Annotated in this window: 1 protein-coding gene; it reads right to left on the bottom strand. The window is 54.1% G+C overall.

Features of this window, described 5'->3' with window-relative positions:
• Positions 1-18: 18 nt before the first annotated feature.
• Positions 19-549, bottom strand: a 531-nt coding sequence (locus BN1117_RS11030; protein WP_040097354.1) for an IS1634 family transposase, incomplete at its 5' end; no start/stop codon positions are given.

Here is a 549-nt window from a genome sequence, read left to right as displayed (position 1 = left end):
CGACATTCCGCACCTGATTTAGGAATAAATTTGCCGATAGCGCTCACCCAATACCTCCAAAATGATCTGCTGGTCTCCTGTTAGCTCCGTTACTTGTGGCGGAGCGTCTCCCAGCCGATATTCATGGATGCCACCAAAGCGCAAAAAGATCCAACGGGCCGTCGGCTGCTGGGTCGGCTTCTTTTTCATATCCGCCACGCTGCGGTTTTGCTCCACTAATCCTTGCCGGATCCGGTGCTCCAACGCGGCGTAAATCATCAGGCTACAGGTCATCACCATCAGCAACGCTTCAATCCGCTCCGGTTTTTTCAGGTACAGTGAGGAGGTTAAAAACTCCGGGCTCTTGAGAAAACGAAAGCCCCGTTCGACATTCTGCTGCGCTTTATAGGTGGCCAACAGCTCTGCCATGGTCAGCGTATCGCTGTGGTCATTGGTCGCCAGGATGAACACACCGGTCTGGTTGCGCGCCTCTTCAACGCAAGCCAGGCTAGTTGCCGCCAACCCACTGATTTGAAACTGATGGCCAATTGGCTCTTCGCCACCCTTGGG

The sequence above is a fragment of the Aeromonas australiensis genome, assembly GCF_000819725.1.
Lineage (GTDB): Bacteria > Pseudomonadota > Gammaproteobacteria > Enterobacterales > Aeromonadaceae > Aeromonas > Aeromonas australiensis.
The sequence above is the reverse complement of the archived record's forward strand: the minus strand, read 5'-3'. Positions and strand labels throughout refer to the sequence as shown.